Source organism: Mucilaginibacter sp. P19 (genome assembly GCF_050632265.1).
Classification (GTDB): domain Bacteria; phylum Bacteroidota; class Bacteroidia; order Sphingobacteriales; family Sphingobacteriaceae; genus Mucilaginibacter; species Mucilaginibacter gossypii.
This window is the reverse complement of the sequence record NZ_CP192586.1, coordinates 4,588,070-4,605,162: the sequence shown is the minus strand read 5'-3', so window position 1 is coordinate 4,605,162 and position 17,093 is coordinate 4,588,070. Positions and strand designations below refer to the sequence as shown.

14 protein-coding genes and 2 pseudogenes are annotated in these 17,093 nt (G+C 44.2%); 6 read left to right on the top strand and 10 right to left on the bottom strand.

From position 1 onward, the window contains the following. Nucleotides 1-209: 209 nt before the first annotated feature. Both ACQ86K_RS22315 and ACQ86K_RS22310 read right to left on the bottom strand, forming a co-directional pair. Nucleotides 210-899, bottom strand: coding sequence for a LytR/AlgR family response regulator transcription factor (locus tag ACQ86K_RS22315; protein WP_091169795.1), 690 nt, complete (start codon nt 897-899; stop codon nt 210-212). After that, nucleotides 896-1,414, bottom strand: coding sequence for a sensor histidine kinase (locus ACQ86K_RS22310; protein ID WP_431200913.1), 519 nt, complete (start codon nt 1,412-1,414; stop codon nt 896-898). Before ACQ86K_RS22310 ends, ACQ86K_RS22315 begins: the two co-directional genes overlap by 4 nt. A gap of 774 nt (nt 1,415-2,188) precedes the next feature. On the opposite strand from ACQ86K_RS22310, the gene ACQ86K_RS22305 reads away from it, so the two are divergent. Then, the gene (locus tag ACQ86K_RS22305; RefSeq protein ID WP_431198812.1) at nt 2,189-3,178 is read left to right on the top strand and encodes a hypothetical protein; all 990 of its coding nucleotides are present in this window, start codon (nt 2,189-2,191) and stop codon (nt 3,176-3,178) included. Nucleotides 3,179-3,333: 155 nt separating this feature from the next. Then, nucleotides 3,334-3,906, top strand: a pseudogene (locus ACQ86K_RS22300) (TlpA disulfide reductase family protein); the annotation flags it as partial. A gap of 129 nt (nt 3,907-4,035) precedes the next feature. Here the strand turns inward: ACQ86K_RS22300 and ACQ86K_RS22295 are convergent. From ACQ86K_RS22295 to ACQ86K_RS22265, 7 genes are all read right to left on the bottom strand, one after another. Continuing rightward, nucleotides 4,036-4,761: a LytR/AlgR family response regulator transcription factor gene (locus tag ACQ86K_RS22295; protein WP_091169782.1), complete on the bottom strand. Its 726-nt coding sequence runs from the start codon at nt 4,759-4,761 to the stop codon at nt 4,036-4,038. Between the two features lie 199 nt (nt 4,762-4,960). Continuing rightward, the gene (locus ACQ86K_RS22290) at nt 4,961-5,455 is read right to left on the bottom strand and encodes an efflux RND transporter permease subunit (protein WP_431198811.1); all 495 of its coding nucleotides are present in this window, start codon (nt 5,453-5,455) and stop codon (nt 4,961-4,963) included. Next, the gene (locus tag ACQ86K_RS22285; protein ID WP_431198810.1) at nt 5,446-7,725 is read right to left on the bottom strand and encodes an efflux RND transporter permease subunit; all 2,280 of its coding nucleotides are present in this window, start codon (nt 7,723-7,725) and stop codon (nt 5,446-5,448) included. Before ACQ86K_RS22285 ends, ACQ86K_RS22290 begins: the two co-directional genes overlap by 10 nt. Further along, nucleotides 7,722-8,102: an efflux RND transporter permease subunit gene (locus ACQ86K_RS22280; RefSeq protein ID WP_431198809.1), complete on the bottom strand. Its 381-nt coding sequence runs from the start codon at nt 8,100-8,102 to the stop codon at nt 7,722-7,724. Before ACQ86K_RS22280 ends, ACQ86K_RS22285 begins: the two co-directional genes overlap by 4 nt. A gap of 47 nt (nt 8,103-8,149) precedes the next feature. Beyond that, a complete protein-coding gene (locus ACQ86K_RS22275; protein ID WP_091169777.1) occupies nt 8,150-8,599 on the bottom strand; it encodes a hypothetical protein in 450 nt (149 codons plus the stop codon). Further along, nucleotides 8,592-9,800, bottom strand: coding sequence for a hypothetical protein (locus ACQ86K_RS22270; protein WP_143020798.1), 1,209 nt, complete (start codon nt 9,798-9,800; stop codon nt 8,592-8,594). The genes ACQ86K_RS22275 and ACQ86K_RS22270 overlap by 8 nt, the downstream gene beginning before the upstream one ends. A gap of 109 nt (nt 9,801-9,909) precedes the next feature. Continuing rightward, nucleotides 9,910-10,101 carry a hypothetical protein gene (locus ACQ86K_RS22265; protein WP_143020797.1) on the bottom strand — a complete coding sequence of 64 codons (192 nt, stop codon included), beginning with the start codon at nt 10,099-10,101 and terminating at the stop codon, nt 9,910-9,912. A 387-nt stretch (nt 10,102-10,488) separates the two neighbouring features. Between ACQ86K_RS22265 and ACQ86K_RS22260 the strand changes: the two genes are divergently transcribed. From ACQ86K_RS22260 to ACQ86K_RS22245, 4 genes and pseudogenes are all read left to right on the top strand, one after another. Next, nucleotides 10,489-11,439: an efflux RND transporter periplasmic adaptor subunit gene (locus tag ACQ86K_RS22260; RefSeq protein WP_431198808.1), complete on the top strand. Its 951-nt coding sequence runs from the start codon at nt 10,489-10,491 to the stop codon at nt 11,437-11,439. A 5-nt stretch (nt 11,440-11,444) separates the two neighbouring features. Further along, nucleotides 11,445-14,485 (top strand): annotated as a pseudogene (locus tag ACQ86K_RS22255) (efflux RND transporter permease subunit). Nucleotides 14,486-14,499: 14 nt separating this feature from the next. Then, complete coding sequence (locus tag ACQ86K_RS22250) at nt 14,500-15,444, top strand: TolC family protein (protein ID WP_431198807.1); 945 nt, start codon at nt 14,500-14,502, stop codon at nt 15,442-15,444. A 45-nt stretch (nt 15,445-15,489) separates the two neighbouring features. Next, a complete protein-coding gene (locus tag ACQ86K_RS22245) occupies nt 15,490-15,939 on the top strand; it encodes a TolC family protein (RefSeq protein WP_431198806.1) in 450 nt (149 codons plus the stop codon). Nucleotides 15,940-16,567: 628 nt separating this feature from the next. On the opposite strand, the gene ACQ86K_RS22240 is transcribed toward ACQ86K_RS22245, so the two are convergent. After that, nucleotides 16,568-16,951, bottom strand: a complete 384-nt coding sequence (locus ACQ86K_RS22240) for a DUF3570 domain-containing protein (protein WP_369596630.1) — start codon at nt 16,949-16,951, stop codon at nt 16,568-16,570. Nucleotides 16,952-17,093 lie beyond the last annotated feature (142 nt).

The window sequence follows — 17,093 nt, the reverse complement described above, 5'->3', positions numbered from 1 at the left end:
CTGCTTGATTACAAAAATAGAAAGTGGTCAAAGACAAATCGGCCGACAGGGGTCAATAGACTGTGGTTTATCCACTGATCGCTAATTATTCTATACTTTGTGCCTTTAACATCTCGCCCCAGCGAGTAGGACTGTCTGTAAACTTTAAATTCATTGCAGAGCTATCGACAGATGCTTTGATTTTTTACGGTTTATATAATCGTATTAACTTACTTCGGGTTGGCGTATTTTAGAATTGCGGAACGATAGTTCACTCCTATAGGCACCTCTTTGTAAGAAGTTTCTATCGTGTTCCCGTTGATCGCTTTGATCGTTATAACTGGTACGATATAGGATCGGTGTACCCTGATGAAGCTTGCTGATGGTAAGGTTTCGGCCATCGCTTTCATGGTGGTGCCAGCTACCAGCACCTTGTCTTTCAAATGCAGTTTACAATAATTTTGCATGCCTTCGATCAATAAGATCTCTTCGAAATTCACTTTAAGCAGCTTGAGTCCGACCTTGACAAAAAAATAGCTGCTAAACTGAACCGTCGGAACTGGTCTCTGCCTGAAACGGTCCTGAACTTTTTCGAGCGCCAACAGCAACCTAGGCAATGCGATAGGTTTCAACAAATAGTCGACCACATTCAGTTCATAACCTTCGATCGCATACTTGTTATAAGCAGTGGTAAAAATGACCAAGGGCGGATTTTTCAGAGACCGCAGAAAATCGGTTCCCGAGATGATGGGCATTTTAATATCCAGGAACATCATATCGATCTTCTCGCTGTGTAAGGCTTCAAAGGCTTCCATAACATTTTCACATTCCCTTACCAAATGGAAGGTACTCAGGTTTTCCATATAGGCCTGCAGTAATTTACGCGCCTGTGGTTCATCATCAACGATCAAATAATTCATGATTTATCAATTTGTAATTCTACTGAGAAAAAATCATCCGCTTGATTTATTAACAATTGGTGTTTTGCTTTATAATAATGATCCAGGCGCATCCGCACATTTTGCAGGCCGATACCGCCACTGGCAATTAAATCTGTTTTTTTGTGGTATCGGTTGTTTATTTTAAGTAAGATAGCTTCGGACCCATTAACCAGTTCCACGTGGATGTCGATCTCGTTGGTAGGCAATGCCCCTCCGTATTTAAAGGTATTCTCGATAAAAGGCAGAAAGATAAACGGAGGAATCTGATAATCTGGATCCTGATCAGCCAGATTGATCCTGATATCAGCCTTTTCAGCGAAACGGACGAGTTCGATGGCGATATAATTGCGGAGCAGGGAAATCTCTTGGGACATAGTTATAAAATCTTCATTGCAATCATATAATGTTGACCGCATAAATTCACCCAGTTTGATCAGGAGGTCGACGGACTTGGCTTTTTCGTTCCGGACTATAAATGATTGTAAATTATTCAGTGTATTAAAAAAAATGCGGATTGATCTGTGCCTTAAGAGTGGATAGCTGTAACTGGGCGTTTTCTCTGGCTAGCCAGGCTTGCCTGATTGCCGATTGGTAAGCGTAGCGGATAAATTTAATGGACAACGGTATATAAATAACCTGAAGCATGCTGGGTATACTGCTGAATAAAATTTCGGTCAGGATTGTGAGGTTAAACCGGCTGCTACGCAAACGCTCCCAGAAATCCCCCCGATTACCCAGGTATTTTTGAGATTGTAAAAGCCGACGACCAGTTTGATATGATAATCGCGAAGCAGCACGGCCGCCAGGTAATACAATAAAAAAAAACAATGCCGATAACCATTTTTTATGGCGGAGCAATGGCAAAATAAAATACACAAGCGGGTAATATAGGAAAAGCGAAAAGAATACCCCCACCAAAGATACAGAAAGGCGTTGCTGCAGATCAATACGGACACTGGTACTTTCCCCCATTCCGAAAAAGAGGAGAATAAACCAAAAACAGCTATGCAAAATAATTCGGTAGGGCGTTTCTGTAAAAGATCGGTCCCATAAGGTTTTCAGCCATTTCATGTGATGAATATAAGGTAATTCCCACTAATTACCGGATTTTCCTGACAAAGCGATGGAAATAAATGACGGGCGATGTTTTTTATAGCATAAATTCGATTCAGAGGTCCAAAACAAAGCCTCATCCGTTGTGGACTACTAGTAATCAAAATATTTTGCACTTCAGGCATGTTTGTAGTCAATTTATGAAAAATTAAAAAATGGTTAGAACTAGTGCTGTTGCTTTGATCGTCTGCTTGTTGCCTCTCCTGGCGACGGCGCAGCCAGGGAACAGGGATGCCCGGAAGCCTGCAGCAGGAGAAACAATGCGTTTCAGTTATAACACAGGGGCGCCTGGCGCTGAACTAAATGGCCATAACAAGCTCTTTATAAGGGTAACATCTTATTTTCAGGATGGTAGTCTGCGAACCTACCATCCCAGGCTTAGAAGGGTACAAAAACTTTTTGTGGCCTACTTCAGGATTCCTAAGGATGCTGCATCGCTTCAGGCGGTATTTTACGACAGGACTAAAGATGCGCGGCGTTCGGCGACTGAGTCCCCGGTTTACACCAGGGACACCCGGGTACCAGTCCGCGGCGCCTTTCTTCAAACCCTGTATACGGATAAGCCGGACAGTATTTTCCTGCGGGAGATCGTGCGTTATACGAATAATTTCCTGGCCTATGCCAAATACATTAACATTGTATCGATGATCAGGCCGGACAGCTCGGGCCAACTACAAATAGCCGGGCTCCGCAGGCGCCTGGAGTACTACTACCGGCATAGTAGAACGACGAGCAATGCCGGATTGCTGACTGCTTTATGCATTGCAGCTGTGAAAAATGGAGACCCTTTGGCGGGAAAAGAATACCTAACAAAGGCCCTTAATGATTTTCCCACAAGTGCAGAATCGGATTTTGCTTTCAGCATTTATAATTATGAGCATTATAAAGCTTCTGGACGCGGCCCAGGGGAGGATATCCTGCCTTTAATCAAGCGGATCTTCATGAAGTACCCCGCTGCGGAAATATCACGGGACCCCGACGTGTGGAACGCACTTAAGGATGATCTGTCCATCCCCGTTGAAGCTTTTGAAAAAGTAAGGAGGGCAACATGCCGTACCGGTACACTTCATTATTATGATTTGAACAGGCTTCCTGAATTATATATCGCGCGCCGGAAAAAACTGACAGATGCCGTGTACTGCTAAGGCAGGAACTGGCTTACTTCCGAAGCGGTAGTGTCTATCGGGAAGGCGGTGTAACGCCTGGCGAATATCAGCTCTATTTATCACTAACCCGCCTGGATTTGGCCAGGCTTGCATTGGCACAGAAGGACTATCGTCAATCGGTCGCCCAGGCCAGCATGGCGATGCATATGATCAACGGAACCAGTATAGAGGGAAATTTCAAAAGGTTGATCCTGAGCGTCCGAGCTGAGGCGTACAGGCTTAGCAGGGATTATCAGCGATCTATAGAAGATTACAGGGTGTTATATAATGCGGCGGCACCTTCCATAAAGCTGGACTCGCTCCGGTTATTGTTTTCAGCGGACGCGGCAGCTAAAAGGACATTTGAATTATTTGCAGCTTCGTTGAAGAAGCGTGCAACTACAAATCAGGGTGGTGAATCCGCCGTGCACATACTGGATTTGTTGACCTCATCAATTGGCGGAGTTCCTGTTCGGATCGGTGACTTCAAGGATAAGATTATTGTGATTAATCTGTGGAGCATCAGCTGCGCGCCTTGTGTAGCCGAAATATCGCAGTTAAATAACCTGGTCAATTCCTTCAATGACAAGACAGATGTTGTTTTCCTGGGCATTACAACGGATGGGGCAGAACACCTGCGGTATTTTTTGAATCGACATCCGTTCAGCTATACTATTCTGCGTTATGATGGTGATCTCGGCAAGTCGTTCGGTACCAACGTCCTTCCGGCACATATCGTCATCGGTAAAAACGGCGCTGTCCTTGACAGATCGATTGGGGCAAGGGAGGATCTGGGCACATACCTATACCAGCTCATTAAAGACAATACTGACGGGGGTGAGCATCGATATCAGAGGTCAGGCCGTTTTTCTGGCTCCGATCACCTTGGTTGTGAGACTTTCAAAGAAACCATTTTTATAGGCCGCCCCGATGCCGAATGTAAATTTGCCGTTTACCGTCACCTCGTTACCGTTAACTTCCGTGATCATTTCGTTATTGATGATGTATGAGCGGTGAATCCTGGTGAATTTTAACTGGCTTAAATTCATGTAGATATCAGTAAGGGAAATATATGTCTTATGCTTGGTCCCGTCTGTGAGATGTATCTGTATATAATTCAGGGCGCCTTCTATAAATATGATGTCAGAATAATTGATCCTGATGAATTTGCCGCGGGATTCTGCACGGATGAAGAAATGATTTTCCCGGGAGTAACCATTTAGCCTTTTCGCCAATTTCTTCAGGCTGTTCATACACTGTAAGAAGCGTTTATAAGATACCGGCATGAGCAGGTAATCAAAAAACTCATTATCGTAAGCTTCCAGCGCGTAATTCGGTTCTTCGGTAATCAGCACAATGGTAGTCAGGCTTCCGATCATTCCGGCCGGATCAGCCTCCGCTATCCGCTGCATACTGGCGTTAATGAAACAAACATCCGGTATTGACCGCCTTACCTGGTCAAAGCCCTTCCCGAAGCCAGTGAAAGAACCTGCAAATTCGAGGCCGAGCGTATCACTAATATGATTTTTAATAACCTGTGTCGAGTAACATGGTTGATCTTCGATAATACAGCACTTTAACATATTTATTGGGGGGATGTGATAAACATAGGTTAAAAAGACATTCGAGCTCCGGCATACCCGGCTTTTATTTGCTTTAAAGTATGAAAAATAGAGGGTTGGATTTCTGGACAAATGACGAATACGGCTAAAAAGTTGACAAATGCCCTAGATCAGCGGATGAATGATATTGACAATGATCATCAAAGCTTCAGGAAGTGGTTCAGAGATTTCCTTCGACCTGCCGATAGCCGGATTTATGCCATAACATTACCGGAAGAAAAATAAAGATGCTGAAAAACGAAAATATCACCCCTCCGAGAGTACCAACGGCAAAGGAAAACCAGAATATCTGGCTGCTGCCCTCAAACAGGAACGGGATCAAACCACATACCGCAGATATACTCGTCAATAAAATAGTACGCGACCTATTCGCTACGGCAGCAATCAGCATCCTGTTCCGATCCGCTTGTCCCGGGTTGTTTCTCCGAAGCAATACGTCGTAGTCGTAGATGATAAAGATACCGGCGTTAGCTACCAGCCCACCGAGCATAATGAAAGCTGCATAACCTCCCTGATCGAAAGAAACCCCAAATAGGTAGAAAACAAGAAATATCCCGATAAAAGAAACGAGGATGGTAAAAATGATGATCAGTGGTCGAAAAAGATTTTCAAACAAGATAGCGCAGATGATATAATTGACGACGATCAATAGCATAATGATGCTGCCATAAAGACCATTATCGTTTTTTTCGTTCCGGAATCGTCGATCCGCTGCATCAGGTACCCTTGTGGGATCTTTTCTTTGAATTCCTTAATACTTCGGTCTAAAAAGCGACCGCCGAAGTCTGCAGATCCGTTATACTCAAAGCTGACAATCCTCACATAGGCCCTGTTCTCTTTATAAACGGCTCCAGGTATTTTATCTAAAGTCATCGCCCCGATATCCCTGAACCGGATGGCACGGCTGGCATTAACGAACAACGGGGAGTTAAGTAAATCCCAACCAGTTAAAGAACTGGCAGACATGGAATGGAAATAAAGAGAATAAAAGGTATTATCCACCTTGATGGCTGGGCTTTCGGAACTGCCACGCTCCCAGGCCAATGCATTGTTGATATCTTCGTGATTGAGTCCCCGCGCAGACAGCGCACTTTCATTCAAATGAAAATTATATTGCTGGGCAGGTTTATCTTCATAAGTATACCGGTCATTAAGATCAACTTTCCCAACGCGTTTGTTGGTGCTTAGTAACTGGCCGTAATCCGAGACCATCTGATCGAGCTTTCCCGCCTCATATCCTGTAATCTTGATCCTGAAAAAGGGTAGCTGGTTCTCCAGCGAATTACTGAAGCCCTGGCCAGATCCATAAATTCCCCAGACCACTCCGCCATAAAAGACCACTTTATTGGTAAGTAAAAGTTTTATTTGTGCAGGATACCCGGAATGATCGAACCCCTTCCTGAACAGAACCTCCATTACGCCCTGCTGCGGGGATGAGATCCGGGTGATGCATTTATCAATGCAATTGTAAGGCTTTAAAATGCTTTCCAGTGTCGTAAAAAGCTTGTCCATTTCGCTTAATGGTTTCCCCGCGGGCATTTCAGCACTGATGATCAGTCTGGTCTTTCCCGCGTCACGAAAGCCGCTTCCGTCAAATACATTTACTTTAAATAGCCGGAGCGCGCCGCCCGTGTATTTATCCAGGTACGGCCGGATACCTTGCTGGTAAAGTGCCGAGCCTATGGTCCGGTTGTAAAGCGGAGCGCTTTCAATTTTTTCCGGAAGGAGGAAAAAAGGAGTTCCAAAAGATAAGGTCACGATTACAAGAAATGTCTTCCTGATTCCGCTGATTCTTTCGATCATGCAAAAATAAAGCCGGTGCGACCGCTCAAAGCCGGCTTTATTTTGTTTCGCGGCCCCCAGGGACGGTTGTCCATGACCGGTGCGATAAAGCAGCCGATAAAGCGCAGTCGTGAATAAAAGGTTCGTTAGGAGCGAGGATACGAGGGCGATGCAGATAATCGTCGCAAAATCAACGAGATTTTGTTTTTCTTCATCCGGCAACAGAAAGACCAGCAAAAGGGATGCGATAGTGGTGAGTGTGGCCCCAAGTAGCGCAGTGTAGGACCGGATATTTTTATCCTGATGAAAGTAATCGAATATAATGATGCCGTGATCAATCATGATTCCGAAAGCAATGGTGATACCCGCCAGTGAATAGAGATGGATATGGATCGCCATAGCCCAGCAGCACCAAAGGAGCAGCCCGAGGTTGATCAGCAGAGTCCCGGTCAGAATCACAAACGGTCGCCAGTTATGATAAGAAACAAATAAAAGAGCGACGAGTATGGCCACGACAAAAAAACTTCTGATGATGTTATCTCTAAGCTCCGCGGCGATGTACGCTGCGTTGTCGTGTGTCAGATGGAACGAGCACCGGCCTGCCAGCATCGATTCAAATTCTTGGATGATCCGCTTTATCTGTCCGGCCATTTTTACCTGGTTTTTTTGGTCATCGGCATATATGGCCAAATTGACCGATCTTTCCCCGTTGATCCGAAATATGTTGGTTACCGGCTGATCGGCGAGGCTGATTTCGGCCAGTTCTTTCAGGCGGATCAGGCCTGAACGGGGGCTAACCACGGGGATGTTCCTGATGTCATCAAGTGAATTTATCGGGCGCAGCGACCGGATAAATAACTTTCCATGGCCCGGGTAGACAGCTAAACCATGATAGTATTCTGAGGTGTTTTTACTGATCGCTGATAAAAGCGATGATGGTTGAAGCTGAAGGGCCATTAACTTTTGTTCATCGTAAGTGATTGTAAGTTGCTGACTGGCATATCCGGACAATTCCACCTGCTTGATACCTGGCACCGCTGCCAGCTTTCGTCTGACAGACACCAGTAAATCGTTTCCCTTCTCCGCATTTTCCCTGAACGTCACGGCATATACGAGGAATGGCGTCTGTCGAAGCTTTGTCAATTCATCCCCTTTGATAACAGTTGGAAACGAAACACGGGGGAAAGATGTTCCCGCAATTGCCGGACAGCCGCCATGATTTCGAAATACTTGTAATCCAGATCGGATTCGCTCTCAAATGAAACGACGATACGTCCCGAATTATAAGAGGATACCGAAGATATTTTCTTGATACCAGTAATGCCCGAAAGCGCGTTTTCCAGGGATTCTGTCGCCAGTGCCTCAGTTTGTTCCGGATCGGAACCGGCAACATCAAAATATACAGATATCTGATTAGTGACCGTAGTTGCCGGCAGATAACTTACCTTCAGTTTACTGATACAAAGGATGCTCAGCAAAGCCACTACCACGAAAAGGATGACAATTCTTCTGGGCGTCATTGATGAGGAGGCTTGACATAGTATAGCACATAAGAGCCCGGCGCCGGCTACTTATGTACCATCAGTTTCAGGGATGTGATTTCGTTGACACGATGGTCACTGATCTCGATTTTGTAGGGTCCTTTGATATCATGTGTATAATTTGCCGCATTTTCCAACAGCGCATAGCCTGGCAGGATCACCAAATTACTGCTGTCCACGATGCTTCTGATTGGGAGATCAGCATAGCGTATTTTACTAAATCCCGTAGTATAGAGGATATGCCTGTCAGTCCGGGGCACTTTACGCAGAAAAAACTCCAGGTTTTTAACGCAGAACTCACAGGAAGCATCAGCTATGAGATAGAATGTTCCTGAATTACGGTCGCTGATATGGTACTTTGTTAAAACAGAATCCGCCGCCCGAAACGGTCTCTGTTCATCTTTCCGGCTACAGCCGCATGATAAAAGACAGAATGTTAGCAGTGAAATGAGCACAGCGAAAGAGGTCTTATTCATAAGCTAATCTTAATTTATAAAGCTGTATATCTTCACTGGTCTTGGAGTTTCCGGAGATCATTACTTCCTTCCGGTTAAGTGCAGCTACATGGCTGTAAGGAGAGAATTTACCCGGAAGGTTAGTATAGAATTGCTTCCCGGTCTTCAAGTCGATGATATGGAGTACAGGAGTCACCAGCACCTTATTCTCCTCGAACTGGTTTTTAGGTATCCCGTCAGCGGGCAGCGGTTTCCAATAAAGCAGAAAGGCTTTGCCATCCCTGACATCCATGCTGTAATAATAAATATTGGCGTATCTCCATTTGAAATCTGTTTCCATACTTTTTTGCGGATCGCTGATACCCTGGTTAAAAGGGATGCCATACCCCGCACCAGAGTAAGGAGGAGAAACATGATAAGTTCTGAGCAGGTGCCAGTTTTGGTCGTAGGCATACAGGTTATCATCAAATTCATATTTTACATACCTGCTGCGGGTAATCGGGTCGGCAGCAAGCTGGGCTACCGGACTATCCCAGTCCTTTTTATTTTCCGACAGCGCAGATCTGATCTTTTCAAAGGACTGATATGGAAGAAATCGCTTTTTGCCTTTCACGTTAAAATCTTTATCCAGGTCAATTTCTATAATACTGCTGGTCCGTTTATATAATTCGGCTGAACTAAAACCGTATTGCGTGGTATTGGTGCTCAGGAATATTTTCGTCCCCTGATTATTCTTCTCAACAAAAGAGGTAGACTGTAGGGTGGGAACATAATCATAATCAATGTATTCGTTCAGGTAGATCCTTTTAACAAACTTCAGATCAGGATCAAATACCGAGATGCAGGGCGTATTGCCATCTTCTACCACGAAAAGGTAACCATCCGCAGAAAAATTCGGCTGTAAAAAAGTCCCGATGAACTGGCCGAGCAGATCGCCCTTTTTACTGATGTTTTTCCGGAAAACTCCCTTGCGATCTAACAAAGATAAATTCAAGGCAGGATGCTGAAACGCCAGTATGGAGTCCTTGGAAAATCTGCTGACGTCAAAGAACCGGAAAGATAACGAATCATTATATAAGGGGATACTGTCGGTGACCTTGAATGTCATTTCCCTGGCATCCGAGGGCTTTTTTCCGGCATGTCCGCAAGAGAAATTAATCGCACATAGGAGCACCATCGATGCGGCAAGAGCTTTGGGTAAAAGTGATTGTATAGGTTTCATGTTCGTGTAGTCATTGAGATGTATCCGTTAAGCAGGAATATGCCGGCCTGTGCTAAAACTTTCCGGCGGTCTGAAAACGGAGCCTGTGATCACAGGCTCCGGTAACGAATTAATTGGCAACTGTACACGGATGGGTACAGTTGTTCGCCGCGCCGTCACAAACCGAAATACCCTGCACGGTGCGAAGGCTGCCCCAGCAATATTGTACTGTTGCATTTGATTTGGCAGGCAAAACGATTCCTGATCCTACAAGAACGAAAGTTGCCACGATTTTTGAAAAGTTTTTTTTCAAGATTTTCATGATAATGTTTTTTAAGTAATAAAAAAATAATAATTGACTATTGCTGCCGGCCGGCGACAAAGCAAAATTATATAACAAAAAATTAAATAACAACAGAATATAATATTTATTTTATTTAATATTGAGAATATAATTCTGTATTTCTGTATTATGGGTTTAGTCCTCATATAATACTATTTCATATACGGATAAATACTATTTAATATAAAAAACAGTTTTTGCCCAGTACATCATTTATAGACAAACTAATAGGTATATGACAAAACAAGTACGTTTTTTTATCCCGATCACCTTCCTTTTCTGCCTATTTCTTTCTTGTAGCGGGGGGATCAGGACAGTGTTCCGACAGATGTTGCCGGGCTGCAGGCATCGACCCCGGATCGTATTATGGTCGATACTATTCACGCGGAAGTCAGGGAAATGCAATTTAAAATAGAAGGCAACGGAAAAATCTACCCGGAAAGATTCGCCAAGGTTTATAGCCCTGCGAGTGGCGTTATCAGTTCGAGCAGAGCCGGCAACAGCGCGGTCTTCGGCATCGGCGAAGAAATATTAAAATTTGACACTAAAGACCTGCTCCTTAAGCTAAACCGTGCAAAGGAGACAGCGTTCAATAGTACAGTCAATTACAAAAGTGACCTGTTAAGCCAGGAGTCACTGTTAAAAAACAAAGCACCTGCAACGCTTGATACTGTTTATCATAAAATCAGATCGAATGTCGGCCTTGTTCAGGCGGAACTCGATATACAGGAGCGCCAGAACGAACTTGACAGAGCCGTAGTACGAGCCCCGTTCGGAGGGAAAGTGGCTAACCTAAAGGTGCATCAGGGCGATTTTGTCAGGGCTGGCGATGAACTATTTACCATCTATTCCGCAACGGATCTTTCTATGGAAACCGATCTTCTGGAAGAAGATATCAATAAGATCAGGCAAGGACAATATTGCACGGTTATTCCTTTGGCAACGAACAAGATACATAAGGCAGTTGTCGAAGAGATCAACCCGATCGTAGCGGACAACGGTATGGTCAAAGTCCGGCTTCATATTAACGAGCCCGGAGCTCTTTTGCCCGGGATGAACGCCCAGGCTACGATCAATGTCCCGGCGAACCGTGCGATCATGCTCCCGAAGCGGGCTGTCGTCAGCAGAGGCGGAAAGATGATCGTGTTCACGTTTGAAAACGGCCGGGCCGTTTGGAATTACGTCAACATCGGGCATGATGATGGTAAAGAAGTCGAAATACTTTTCGGCATCACTTCAGGCCAAAGCGTCATTATATCCAATAATCAGCAGTTGAACAGCGACAGCCCCGTAGCCATCAACAAAACCTCAAAATAACATCTATGGTCAGGTATTTAATCGCACGGCCGGTAGCTGTGTTAATGTCGTTCTTGGTGATCAGCATATTAGGGATACTTGCGCTGCAAAAAATACCGGTATCCTTACTCCCTTCTATTGATGTTCCGGTCATACTGATCAAGGTAAATTATCCGAATACCGCCGCCGCTGCTATTGAAAGAAATGTGACCAGTCTGATCCGGGAAAGTGTCATCAATGTAGATCACCTCCAGGATATAGAAACAACAAGTACCAACCACGCGGCGACCTTGCGGGTTTCCTTTCAGTACGGCACTAATATGAATTTGGCCTATGTGGACGTGAATGAAAAAATCGATAGGCTCATTAGTACGCTGCCATCAGGTATGCCACGGCCGCAGATTTCCAGGCTAAATACGTCTGATGTGCCGATTCTGAGAGTGCAACTGACCCCAGAAAGTGAAGCCCAGCTACCTGAACTGTCGGTATTGACCCAAACTTCGATCAAACGCCGGTTTGAGCAGATCGAGGGTATTGCACAGGTAGATATCAGCGGTGCCCAGCGTCCGGTGATCAAAATTATTCCTGATACCCGGAAAATGTCCGGGATCGGTTTAAACATAGACCGTATTGCTTCAGCAATAGATGCTTCTGCAACAGATTTGGGTTCATTAACCGTACAGGACGGTACTAATAATTATTTTTTGAAGCTTAAAGGCCGCACGCCGGGCATTGAACAACTGAAGTCCGTAATGATTCCCATTGATTCCGCGCATCACGTGACACTCGGATCAATAGCAGATGTTACTCTATACAGGGAGTCTCCAACAGGATACCATATTTATAACGGTAAAGCAGGGCTCGTTATCAATATTATGAAACAGCCGGGCGCTAAGATGAATGAAGTTCTGCCCCATCTCCTGAGTACCGTATCATACCTGCAAAAGGACTACCCCAAAATCAGATTTGCAACTACCCAGAACCAGAATTTTCTTTTGGAAGCCGGCATCAGTAATCTTGTACAGGACCTGCTTTTCGGAGGATTACTATGCATTTTGCTCTTATTTATTTTTTGGGGAATTATGCGATGCCACTGCTAATGAGCATCAGTATCCCGTTATCGCTGATCATCTCCTTTGTATTCTTCTATATATTCGGAATATCTTTTAATATTATTTCGCTTTCTGGCCTTGCATTAGGCATCGGCATGCTGATCGATAATTCCATCGTCGTGCTGGATAATATTTACAGGAAGCAGCTTGAAGGGCTGAATACGGAAGAAAGTTGTGTCCAGGGTACCAATGAGGTCATAGTTCCGGTGATCAGCCAGGTGCTGACGACGGTGGCTGTCTACGCGCCGCTGGTCTACCTGAGTGGGATCGCAGGCGCACTGGTATACGACCAGGCCATCGCGCTGACCATATCACTAACAGTCTCGCTTTTGGTTGCATTTATGCTCAACCCCCTGCTGTACAAGCTGCTCATAGGAAAACGACAGATAACGCTAAAACAGGATACACAATTCTATTTGTGGATATCCGGCGGTTATCATCGCATGATCAGCGTTGTATTCAGGCACAAAAAACTCTTTTTCTACATCACGCTGCTTTTCATGCCTGCCTGTTTTATTATCTATCGTTTTATCCCCGTTGCCTCGCTCCCGCACATTGCGCAAAACGAAAGCCTAATGACACTTGACTGGAACGCCCCCTTAGCAGTCGAAGCTAATCGTTATAATACGCTTACAGCAACCCGTGTTTTGGACAAAGATGTTGCCTGGGAAGCTGAGATCGGTATAAGGCAGTTTGCCCTGAACGAAAACACTAACAACACACAGCACGCGGAAATCTACTTCAATTTTAAGAACGAAGCACAAAAGAGACAGGGAATAGCGAAGCTCGCACAAATCATGAAGTCCCACTTTCCTGATGCTACATTCACGATCACAGACGCACCGAATGCTTTCACCAAATTGTTCGAAGATAATCAGCCGTACTTTGAGGCCCGCTTCAAACCTATTTCTGCATCTTCAGGAGAAGTGGATTTTAAAACCCTGAAAAAAGCTCTAGCTGGCATAAACAACAATAACTGGCAATTCGGCCCCGGCTTCCAGGAGGAAGAAAATATTGACATGTCTTTCAAGGAAAAGGTGCTGGAAGCTTACCACATCGATGCTGAAGATGTCAGGTCGGAACTTAAAAGGGTTTTCGGTCCTTACAGGATCAGGCAAGGAAATGAAGACCAGGGGGAGTCGCTGCAACTAAGCGGACCGGAAGCTGATTTCACCACTTTGCTTGCCAAGTCGGTGATCAATAAGCAACATTCATCTTACCCACTTACTGCTTTGGTCGATTACGAACTTGTCGGACATCCCAAAAACGTTACTGCTGACAGGGCCGGCCCTTACCGATCAATCCTGTTTGCACAGCAAAATCATGATGACATTGATAAGCTCAGCGACTCCATTACTCAAATCGCATTACGTTCAAACTGTTCTGTTGCGTTCACGGGAAAGTATTATAGCAGTAAGGCCACTGTTAAAGATCTGGCAGTCATTTTCTTCATTTCTATCCTGCTGCTCTACTTTATTCTCGCCATGCAGTTTGAAAGCATCACTTATCCGCTTATTGTGCTGCTGACCATGCCGATTGGGTTGTCTGCAGCATTGCTGCTATTGTGGATCTCAGGCGGCACGCTGGACATCATGGCTGCGGTGGGCTTTGTGGTCGTACTGGGAATCATTGTCGACGATCCGATACTGAAAGTCGAAACGATCAACCGGCTGAGGAGGCAATTTCAGGAGTCAAATGGTTCAGAAAGTGTCGAACAACTGGAAAATCTATTACATCAAGCAGGTGAAATCTGTCTGAAACCATTGTTAATGACCTCACTGAGTACCAGCCTCGCGCTGATACCCGTCCTGTTAACGCCGGGAATAGGCAGCGACCTTCAACGACCGATGGTCTATGTGGTCATCGGGGGATTAACAATGGGGACATTCCTGGCCGTATGGTTTGTTCCTCTGTCCTATTTCTTTCTTACTACCAAATTCAAAATGTCAAAATAAAGATGAGGTACTTTTTGTTTATCTTATTACTTATTCCTGTCCTTGGCCATAGCCAGGAAAAGAAGGTCTATTCGCTGTCCGAGATGATCGCTTTGGCCATCCATAATTCTGCATCGGCCAAGCTTGCCAACAGTACCCGTCAAACCATAGCATGGTCATTCGAAAACTACAAGGCAACACTCAAGCCGCAAGTGGTAATCACCGGTAGTCTTGCGAATTATACTAAGGAATATTCCAAAATATCGCAGGATGATGGCTCATTCCGCTTTATTCCGATCAAACAAAATTACTCCAACCTGGGTGCTATTTTAAGTCAGAGTATTCTCGCTACTGGAGGTGACTTATCGCTGACCACCAATATGTCCAGATTCGATGACTTCGGGAATCGCTATAAGCAATACAGCGGAAGCCTCTATAACTTGGTCATTAACCAGCCGTTGTTTGCTTACAATCGGTTCAAATGGCAAAAACAGATCGAACCCTTGAAAATGCAGGAAGGAGAAAAAGCGTTCGTTCAAGAGATGGAAAGTCTGTCTGACAACATCGTAACTTATTTTTTTGATGCTATTGAAGCATCGGTGAATAAAAAGCTAGCCATTAAAAACCTGCAAAATATTCAGCACCTGTACACTATTGAAGATCGGAGAATCAGTCTTGGTACGACAACCAAGGACAAGATTTTGCAGTTAAAACTGAAAATACTGAATTCACAGCAGGACCTACAAAAATCGAATGTCGACTTTAAATCTGCTGTATACAAATTAAAAGCTTATGCCGGTATCAAAGACACCAGTCTGGCTGACCTGCTGATTCCGGAAAATCTCCCGGCAATGCAATTATCCGTTGACCAAGCTATTGCGGCTGCTAAAAAAACAGGAAGGAATTTATTGCCTTTAAAAGACGCATGCTGGAAGCCAAAAGCAATTTGGAAAGCGCTAACCGGGAGCGTTATTCGATGACTTTGAGCGCCGTAGCAGGTGTAAATGGATCTGATGATAACATATATGGTGTTTATAATCTCGTCGAGAGGCCAGCAACAGCTTTCGTTAAATCTAAGTATTCCTATCGTCGATTGGGGACGGAACCGGGGAAAGAGAAGCTTGGCTTTATCCAATTTAAAAACAGAGCAGTACAATATTGAGCTCGAGCAAATCGCGATTGAAGAAGAGATCGTTAACCTGGTTCAAAACACAGAGCTCATCAGTGACAATATCAAAATCGCGCGACAGGCTGATACTATAGCCAGTGAACGGTATGATCTGGCTGAACAACAATTCCTTATCGGTCGTATCGGGCTGACCGAATTGAATATCGCCTTAACGGAAAAGGATGAAGCTAAGCGGGCGTTTATAAAAAATCTCCGGTTGTTTTGGGAATCATATTATCATATTCGGAGGCTGACGCTTTTCGACTTCGTTAACGGAACGAAAATATCCTACGACGTCTCTGATTAAGCTTAACGTCTATTAAAAGATGGTAGGCGACGAGTTTACCAGTATTTATTAAATGGTAAATAAAGCTGCACGATACGCAAAGCAATAGTGCGGCTTTTTGAGTATTTAAAAACGCTACATTTTTAAGGATTGCATTGCTTCAGCGGATAAAATAACAGGCTTTAGCTTTTCAACTTTATTTTTTTACTTCTTTGTTTTGCAGCTTTAAATCGCTTATTGAACAGCGTGCTGCAAAATCGAGTGAAAATGTGTATATTGAACGTTTGTTTACAATGCACACATTTTCTTTGGATCGTGAAATTTAAACCCATGTATTTTAAATTTCCACAATTTAATTATCCACATTAACACCCGCCCCAACAAATCATCGTAACAATATCGGTCGTTGTATATCCCTAAAGTTGGAGCGTTTTGTAACATTTAGTGTCATTTAATGGTATTTAGTCATCCATAATTACAACTATTTACGTGACACTGAAAAATGAGGAACAAAAGACAAATTGGGAACCAAAAAAGCAGCAGAATTACTTTATAATGGTATCTCGTTTTGTAACAAAACTGGAGAAATAAACATAACTAACCAGACTAAAACCTTTCCGGATTCTTTGACATGTTCATTTTGTTGGGATTATTTAAAACCGAGGCCGATTGATACCACATCAGAAACTAAACCAACATTTTGCTTATAGTGGCCATACCGTATTTCCAGGTCATGTAAACTTCCCCAGCCCAACACACCTTTAGGCGGAGCGATCCTGAAACCGACCCCAAAAAACTGGCTGTTGAATTTTGCATATTCATAATTGCTGGTAAAATAAGTCTGCGATGCGCTATTTTGCTCGAAAGGAGCAAAATATTTGGCAGCAGTTTGCGTATAATATCGGTAGAACGGTGAAATGGACAAAAAAGGTGACACTTTATAAGTTATCTCCAGGTTAGCCGTATTTGATTTACTGCCCCAGCTGTCAGTATAATACCGATAATAGGACCGTAGAATAATATTATCTCCCAGGAAATAGTTTGCCCTACTAAATCCGAAGGATTTACCCTGGTTGGAAAGTTTGACATTGTCTGAAAAAGGGTAGCAATTGGCGACTGATTCTTTACCTGCTCTGCAGCCCCTCGTTAATCATGCTTAATGGCAGTATCCTACG

Coding starts and splice junctions, on each gene's coding strand:
- ACQ86K_RS22290 (WP_431198811.1), bottom strand. CDS start 5,455: ATGCTATTGATCGTCGTCAATTATATCATCTGCGCTATCTTGTTTGAA.
- ACQ86K_RS22265 (WP_143020797.1), bottom strand. CDS start 10,101: ATGAAAATCTTGAAAAAAAACTTTTCAAAAATCGTGGCAACTTTCGTT.
- ACQ86K_RS22245 (WP_431198806.1), top strand. CDS start 15,490: ATGGTGTTTATAATCTCGTCGAGAGGCCAGCAACAGCTTTCGTTAAAT.
- ACQ86K_RS22280 (WP_431198809.1), bottom strand. CDS start 8,102: ATGACGCCCAGAAGAATTGTCATCCTTTTCGTGGTAGTGGCTTTGCTG.
- ACQ86K_RS22275 (WP_091169777.1), bottom strand. CDS start 8,599: ATGAATAAGACCTCTTTCGCTGTGCTCATTTCACTGCTAACATTCTGT.
- ACQ86K_RS22295 (WP_091169782.1), bottom strand. CDS start 4,761: ATGTTAAAGTGCTGTATTATCGAAGATCAACCATGTTACTCGACACAG.
- ACQ86K_RS22315 (WP_091169795.1), bottom strand. CDS start 899: ATGAATTATTTGATCGTTGATGATGAACCACAGGCGCGTAAATTACTG.
- ACQ86K_RS22270 (WP_143020798.1), bottom strand. CDS start 9,800: ATGAAACCTATACAATCACTTTTACCCAAAGCTCTTGCCGCATCGATG.
- ACQ86K_RS22305 (WP_431198812.1), top strand. CDS start 2,189: ATGGTTAGAACTAGTGCTGTTGCTTTGATCGTCTGCTTGTTGCCTCTC.
- ACQ86K_RS22260 (WP_431198808.1), top strand. CDS start 10,489: ATGGTCGATACTATTCACGCGGAAGTCAGGGAAATGCAATTTAAAATA.